At 46.3% G+C, this 6405-nt stretch carries 7 protein-coding genes; 5 read left to right on the top strand and 2 right to left on the bottom strand.

Annotated features, from left to right (window positions below; translation table 11 throughout):
* Nucleotides 1–320: 320 nt before the first annotated feature.
* The 4 genes from QUA27_RS25290 to folP all read left to right on the top strand — a co-directional run bounded on the left by QUA27_RS25290 (nucleotide 321) and on the right by folP (nucleotide 3411).
* Complete coding sequence (locus QUA27_RS25290; protein WP_006633749.1) at nucleotides 321–506, top strand: PCP reductase family protein; 186 nt, start codon at nucleotides 321–323, stop codon at nucleotides 504–506.
* Nucleotides 507–581: 75 nt separating this feature from the next.
* A complete protein-coding gene (gene tpiA, locus QUA27_RS25285) occupies nucleotides 582–1307 on the top strand; it encodes a triose-phosphate isomerase (RefSeq protein ID WP_333071556.1) in 726 nt (241 codons plus the stop codon).
* Between the two features lie 190 nt (nucleotides 1308–1497).
* Nucleotides 1498–2436: a formylglycine-generating enzyme family protein gene (locus tag QUA27_RS25280; protein ID WP_333071553.1), complete on the top strand. Its 939-nt coding sequence runs from the start codon at nucleotides 1498–1500 to the stop codon at nucleotides 2434–2436.
* Nucleotides 2437–2544: 108 nt separating this feature from the next.
* Nucleotides 2545–3411, top strand: a complete 867-nt coding sequence (folP, locus tag QUA27_RS25275; protein ID WP_333071551.1) for a dihydropteroate synthase — start codon at nucleotides 2545–2547, stop codon at nucleotides 3409–3411.
* Here folP and QUA27_RS25270 read toward each other — a convergent pair.
* Entirely contained in the window at nucleotides 3402–4238 is an 837-nt protein-coding gene (locus QUA27_RS25270) for an SPFH domain-containing protein (RefSeq protein WP_333071549.1), read from the bottom strand. The two genes, folP and QUA27_RS25270, sit on opposite strands and share 10 nt — an antisense overlap.
* Nucleotides 4239–4429: 191 nt before the next feature.
* Here QUA27_RS25270 and QUA27_RS25265 point away from each other — a divergent pair, with 191 nt between their 5' ends.
* The gene (locus QUA27_RS25265; protein WP_333071548.1) at nucleotides 4430–5185 is read left to right on the top strand and encodes a tetratricopeptide repeat protein; all 756 of its coding nucleotides are present in this window, start codon (nucleotides 4430–4432) and stop codon (nucleotides 5183–5185) included.
* Nucleotides 5186–5281: 96 nt separating this feature from the next.
* Here QUA27_RS25265 and aroB read toward each other — a convergent pair whose 3' ends face one another.
* Nucleotides 5282–6376, bottom strand: coding sequence for a 3-dehydroquinate synthase (aroB, locus tag QUA27_RS25260; protein ID WP_333071545.1), 1095 nt, complete (start codon nucleotides 6374–6376; stop codon nucleotides 5282–5284).
* Nucleotides 6377–6405: the final 29 nt, after the last annotated feature.

The following is a 6405-nucleotide window of genomic DNA, read 5'->3' as shown; positions in this document are numbered from 1 at the left end:
CAGATAGCACTCAGTTTTTTCGCTTCTGTGCTTTATTGCGTAAGCATCCCTATTTAAAAACTGTCCGGAGTATTGATTGAGGGGAGTTGAATTAAACAGTTTGGAGTCTCAGGAACGACTTGCTAATATTTTGACAAGGTTGGAGGCAATTCGACAAGAGCAGAATCAGCTTTTACAAGAAGTGTCGGCTATTTTAAGCAACAAAATTAAGGCAGAGTGAGAAGGTGTGGCCCGATCGCAACTCGTGGTAAATTTAATACATCCAGGCTTTCCATCAAAGCCAGATCCATGAAGGCTTGTAGTCGATCGCTCAATACGCCATGCCCGATTCCGAATTTTCCGATGATTTAAAATGGACGCCAGAAGCCAAGGCGAAGCTGAAAAATATTCCCTATTTTGTCCGGGGACAAGCTCGCGTCCGCATCGAGCAGTTAGCCCGCGAAGCCGAAACCGAAGTCGTCACCGTTGACTTAGTTGAGCAAGCTCGCATCGAGTTTGGGCAATAAGGGCTCGAAAGGTACCCTAAAGCTTTACACTATAATTTGCCTGATTTTGATGTTCACAGAGCTACTGAGTCACCCGTGCGGAAAATAGTTATTGCTGGCAACTGGAAAATGTACAAAACTAGGGCAGAATCCCTAGAGTTTCTTCAAGGATTCATGTCCTGCCTGACGGAAACCCCAGAGGAACGGGAAGTCGTGCTTTGCGTTCCCTTCACTTCCTTGGCTGTCCTGTCGAAAAATTTGCACGGCAGCCGGATCAGACTCGGTGCTCAGAACGTCCACTGGCAAGAGTCTGGAGCTTTTACTGGGGAAATTTCCGGGCCAATGCTGAGTGAACTTGGTGTCCGTTATGTCATCATCGGCCACAGCGAGCGACGCCAATATTTTGGGGAAACTGACGAAACTGTGAATTTGCGGCTGAAAGCTGCTCAGAAATACGATTTAATTCCGATTCTGTGCGTTGGGGAAACCAAGCAGCAGCGAGATGCAGGCGAAACTGAAGCTCACATTTTTTCTCAATTGGAAAAAGATTTGGTTGGTGTTGACCAAAATAAGTTGGTAATTGCTTACGAGCCGATTTGGGCGATCGGCACTGGCGATACTTGCGAAACGAAGGAAGCTAACCGAGTTATTGGTTTGATTCGCAGTAAATTGACTAATCCTGACGTGCCAATTCAGTATGGCGGCTCTGTTAAACCGGAGAATATTGATGAAGTCATGGCGATGCCTGAGATTGACGGGGTTTTGGTAGGCGGTGCGAGTTTGGAAGCTACGAGTTTTGCTCGAATTGTCAATTATCAGTAATAGGTAATTGCTAATTGGTAATTGCTAATTGGTGGTTGTACCGGGACTTTTGATGTTGAGAAATGACAATCTGTACCAGTTACCCGAAAATCTTTCTGTACCAGTGGATGATGGGGCAATTAACCACCTTTTGGGATTGCAACTTCCTTCAATTTAGTTAGAAAGTTTGCTTCCTCCTCACCCAACAGCCATGAAAGAGCTTCATAATGCAGCGCAATGGGCTACGGCAAGCAAGGCTCGACAAGACGAGATTGTCAATTCCCTTGTTTGGCAACTCAATGGCTTTGAAGTAGCTGATGCGAAAACATATGCTTTAGAGCAGCCCATCCGTATCTTCTCTATACGCGAAAAAGCAACAGGTATTGTGTTTCTCCTGATTCCTGGTGGCAGCTTCATGATGGGATTTGATGAGACTCAGAAGCAGGCACTGGTCGAGCTTCGCAGACAACTAATAGAAGACGATGAACAAGATGTAGTAGATATTATTGATGACAGCTTCATCAACGGTAACTTTTGGCATCCTGTTCATCCGGTACACCTTGCTCCCTTTCTCTTGGCGCGTTTTCCCTTGCGCTGGAGCGAAGCCAAGGAGTTGATTTCCGTTGACGAGAGCAACTTCTTATACAGAGATTATTTGAACGGGCCGCCCATGCCTAATGCAGAGGTAGCATATCTATCTATCGAGGAAGTAGAAGCCTTGTTACAAGCCTCTGGACACGTTCTTCCCTCAGAATCGCAGTGGGAATATGCTTGCCGTGCAGGAAGTACAACACTGTTTTTCTGGGGGAACGATGTGTCAAACCTTTACTTAGTAGAAAATTTCAACAATAAAGCTGCCAACGATGCCGCTACCAACCGCTTTGGCTTGGTGAATATGGGATTTCACGGCGACATCTGTGCAGACATTTGGCACGACAACTATGAAGGCGCTCTCTCAGATGGCTCACCTTGGCTTAGTGGGAATAGTAGTAATGGCGAGCGCGTTGTGCGGGGTGGTGCAGCAGTTGTCTATCCTTGGCAGGGATGCTATGAATGGCTGAGTATGCTTTCTGCATTTCGCTCTGGCTCCGGTGCTTGCGAAGAAATTGGTGTCAATGTGCGTCTGGCACATCTGCTACCCATGCTCTAACTAATCGGAATAATAATTTGGATTATGTCAATGTGAGCTTAAGAGCTCGCTACCCAAATCGCGAGGGGGAAGCTCGCACTACAGAATTCCAATGCCAACGGATTTGATATGATAAATAACAAAAAAATTACAATTAGAAATAAATCTTTCGAGTGGGGAAAAAGCACTTATTTAATGGGCGTTTTGAATGTTACCCCTGACAGTTTTAGCGACGGCGGAGATTTCTATACCATAGAATCTGCTTTAGCGCAAGCTGAAAATATGGTAAAATCTGGAGTTGATATTATTGATATTGGCGGTCAATCTACTCGGCCAGGTGCAGTGGAAATATCTTTAAAAGAGGAGATCGATCGCGTTATACCTCTGGTACAAATACTGCGAGAAAAAGCCGATATTTTTGGCTCAGTTCCTATTTCGGTCGATACTACCAGAGCGCAGGTTGCCAAAGCAGCAGTTGAGGCGGGAGCGGATATAATTAACGATATTTCGGGAGCTACTTTTGATGCGGAAATGCTGTCAACCGTTGCTAAGTTAAAAGTGCCAATAATTTTGATGCACATTCGGGGAACTCCCCAGACAATGCAACAAATGACAGATTATCGGGATTTAATCGGGGAAATTGGGGAATTTTTCGATAGTCGAATTGCGGCAGCAGTTGCTGCGGGGATTGACAAATCTCAAATAATTCTCGACCCTGGTATTGGCTTTGCCAAGACTTACAGTCAAAACTTAGAAATTCTGCGAGAGTTGCGAAAATTCCGTGTTTTAAACTGTCCGATTTTAGTCGGAGTCTCGCGAAAAAGCTTCATCGGTCACATTTTGAATCAGCCAGAAGCGAAACAAAGAAGTTGGGGGACAGCGGCGGCTTGTACAGGTGCGATCGCAAATTTGGCAGATATCTTGCGAGTTCACGATGTCACAGAAATGCACGATGTTTGTCTGGTTGCCGACGCTATCTTCAGGAATCAGTCTTGAGAAGTGTTAGTATCGATAACTTTCATTTCTCCGCCCTCAGAATGAATCACATCGGGCATAGAACCCATTAGCTCGCCCAGAGCTTCCGTCATGCTTCTCGGGTCCATAAACAGAATTTTGGCATTGTCGCTTTCGCCCAATTTTTGTTGAGCCTCTAAGTATTTTTCGGTTACTAAGTAATTCAAAACTTGCTTGCTATTCGGATGGGAGTCTAAAGCTTCTACTAAGAGCCTCATGTACTCCTTAGTGCCGATCGCCTTATTGACCATTGCTTGCCACTCGCTCTTGGTAGCGCGCTCCAATTCCATAGCTTCTTGCACCCTTTTAGGAGGTGTAATGCTTTGAATTTCTACGCGAATTACTTTGACACCCCAAGTTTCCGTAGCTTCGTCCAACTTTTTGAGTAATTTTTTATTCATGTCATCTCGGGAACCCAAGATGTCTTGCATGGGCAATCGACCAATTTCCGCGCGAAACGTTGTTAAAACTAAGTTGGCGATCGCATTTTCAATTTGATCGATTCCATAATAAGCTTTCTGTAAATTTACAACCCGCCAATACACAACGGCATCGACTTCGAGAGCCACATTATCTCCCGTGATTGCTGACTGAGGTTTAATGTCTAAAACTCTTTCACGGCTTGTGTCCACGCAGACGACTTTTTCGACCAGGGGACTGATAAAGTGGAATCCTGGCTTGAGGGTGCGCTTGTATTGACCCAAACGTTCCACTAAAGCTTCGTCGCCACCGCTGACTATTTTGACGCTTGAGTTAACAGCGTAGCCGAGGATGAGCGCAAAGAGCATGGTAAGAATAGACTGCCCCATTTCTATTTTCCTGCTAAGGTTGACTGAGAATCGATCGGAATTCTACTCTAATTTAACTCAAACTCGGCCACACAGTGCTAAAATATCTCGACTGTTAATAACTAACTATTTGATCGGGTGGGCCCCATCGGCTCCGACTCTTACGGCGCTAGTGAAACCCAGGATATCAACAACACGTTTCCACAAAAGACATGAAAAACGATCGAGAGTTTCGCTTGTTCAAACCTTTGAGGTGGATCGCCCCAAGCATTTTGGTGGGTGCAGGAATGTGGAATGCCGCAGTGACCCAACCGGCACAAGCTGAGACAATCGCCCTGCAACTCTCGCAAAACTTGCAGCCCCCACGCCGAGGCCCTGCTGTTCGGGAAGTTATGTCTTATGAGATGAAGGGAGACGAACTCAGGATTTGCAAGCAGGAAGGCAACTCTGAGAAAAAGTGCCAAGTTGTAGGTAAAGGCTACACGGTGGGTTTGAGAACTGCCAACGACCTTTACGGTCAAGGAAATGCTGTCAATGCCGAAGCTTTATACCGGCAACTAATGGCTCGCTATCCCAAACAAGCGGATGCTTATTACAAGTTGGGAACTATGCTGTCGGGGCAAGGTAAAATGAGCGATGCGATCGTTCTATTCCAAAAAGCAATTGAAGTCAACCCGCAGCACGCCAAAGCTCACAACGATTTAGGCGTCGCGATGGCAAGTCAGGGGCAGTTGCCGGAGGCAATTGTTCAGTGGAGACAAGCCGTTAAAATTAACGCTCAATATCCCGATGCTTTAAACAATTTAGGAGTCGGTTTGTACCAGCAAGGAGACAAGGAAAACCAAGCCGAGGCAGTAGCCAGCCTCACAAAAGCTAAGGAGTTATTTATCAAGCAAGGCAGAACTCAAGCGGCTAACAGAGTAGATAAAATTTTGGAGGAAATTAATTCGCGGTCGAGCGGTTCCTAAACTCAACCGCCGATCGCACATTAAAAGAAAAAACATCTGTGGCGATCGGCGTTAAAAGGCGTTCAGCAGAGGTTAAAAAACCCCAAAAACCAGAATCTAAAGCATTTCCTTTAAAACTTGTAAAATCAAATCTCCATCCACCCGATCGCTCACAGCAGCCTCACCCAAGCGCACCGGCAGCACAAACCGCACCTTGCCATCCTGCACCTTTTTATCGAGTTGCAAAGTATGCAAAATTTCCTCAACATCGACACCAGCCGGCAATTTGGCAGGTAAACCCGCTTTTTCAATCAAAGCAGACTGGCGGCGATCGCACTCAGCATCCCACATTCCCAACTCCACAGCCAATCGGCTTGACGCAGCCATGCCGATTGCCACTCCTTCCCCGTGATTTATCACCTTGTAATTGGTCAAACTTTCCACAGCATGACCAATGGTGTGCCCGTAATTCAAAATCGCCCGCAAACCCGATTCCTTCTCGTCTTTGCTAACCACCTCAGCCTTAGCTTGGCAAGACCTACTCAAAATTTCTGCCAACAAATCCGCCTTCACATAGCGCATTTGATCCAAACGCTTGCAATTCTCCAACTTCCCGAAAAGTTCAGCATCCCAAATCACCCCGTACTTGATGACTTCCGCCATCGCCGAACGAAACTCCCTCGCCGGCAGAGTTTTGAGTACATCCGGGTCAATTAACACCAAACGTGGCTGGTGAAAAGCCCCGATTAAATTCTTCCCTAAAGGATGATTTACCCCCGTTTTACCCCCAATAGAAGCATCAACCATCGCCAGCAGCGAAGTCGGAACTTGCACCACATTAATTCCCCGCAGCCAAGTCGCGGCCGCAAAACCCGTCATATCGCCAACCACCCCGCCGCCCAAAGCCACCATTGTCGAGGAACGTTCTAAACGGTTTGCCAAAGCCGCCCCGTAAATTTTCTGCACCGAATTTAAAGTTTTGTACTGTTCTCCCGGTGGTAAAATGCAGCTACTGACTTCCAGACCGGCCGATTCGAGGGCTGCTGTTGCTCTTTCGCCGTACTGCCGAAAAATCGACTGATTCGACACCAGCAGCACTTTTTTGCCCAAACTTAGATCGCCCATCATATTGCCGAGTTCGTCTAAGCCGCCCGATCGCACGCAAACATTGTAAGATTGTGGCCCCAAGTCAACTTTAATTATGGATTGCATATTTATCTAATTTAGATATTAGATTTTAG

Origin of the sequence: Microcoleus harperi Pol14_C6 (assembly GCF_036701295.1) — a bacterium.
In the GTDB taxonomy this organism is placed as follows: Bacteria; Cyanobacteriota; Cyanobacteriia; order Cyanobacteriales; family Microcoleaceae; genus Microcoleus.
The sequence above is the reverse complement of the archived record's forward strand: the minus strand, read 5'-3'. Positions and strand labels throughout refer to the sequence as shown.

What these genes read in the sequence shown, in the direction of transcription:
- QUA27_RS25290 (WP_006633749.1), top strand. Translation starts at nt 321, where the DNA reads ATGCCCGATTCCGAATTTTCCGATGATTTAAAATGGACGCCAGAAGCC.
- QUA27_RS25280 (WP_333071553.1), top strand. Translation starts at nt 1,498, where the DNA reads ATGAAAGAGCTTCATAATGCAGCGCAATGGGCTACGGCAAGCAAGGCT.
- folP (WP_333071551.1), top strand. Translation starts at nt 2,545, where the DNA reads ATGATAAATAACAAAAAAATTACAATTAGAAATAAATCTTTCGAGTGG.
- QUA27_RS25270 (WP_333071549.1), bottom strand. Translation starts at nt 4,238, where the DNA reads ATGGGGCAGTCTATTCTTACCATGCTCTTTGCGCTCATCCTCGGCTAC.
- QUA27_RS25265 (WP_333071548.1), top strand. Translation starts at nt 4,430, where the DNA reads ATGAAAAACGATCGAGAGTTTCGCTTGTTCAAACCTTTGAGGTGGATC.
- aroB (WP_333071545.1), bottom strand. Translation starts at nt 6,376, where the DNA reads ATGCAATCCATAATTAAAGTTGACTTGGGGCCACAATCTTACAATGTT.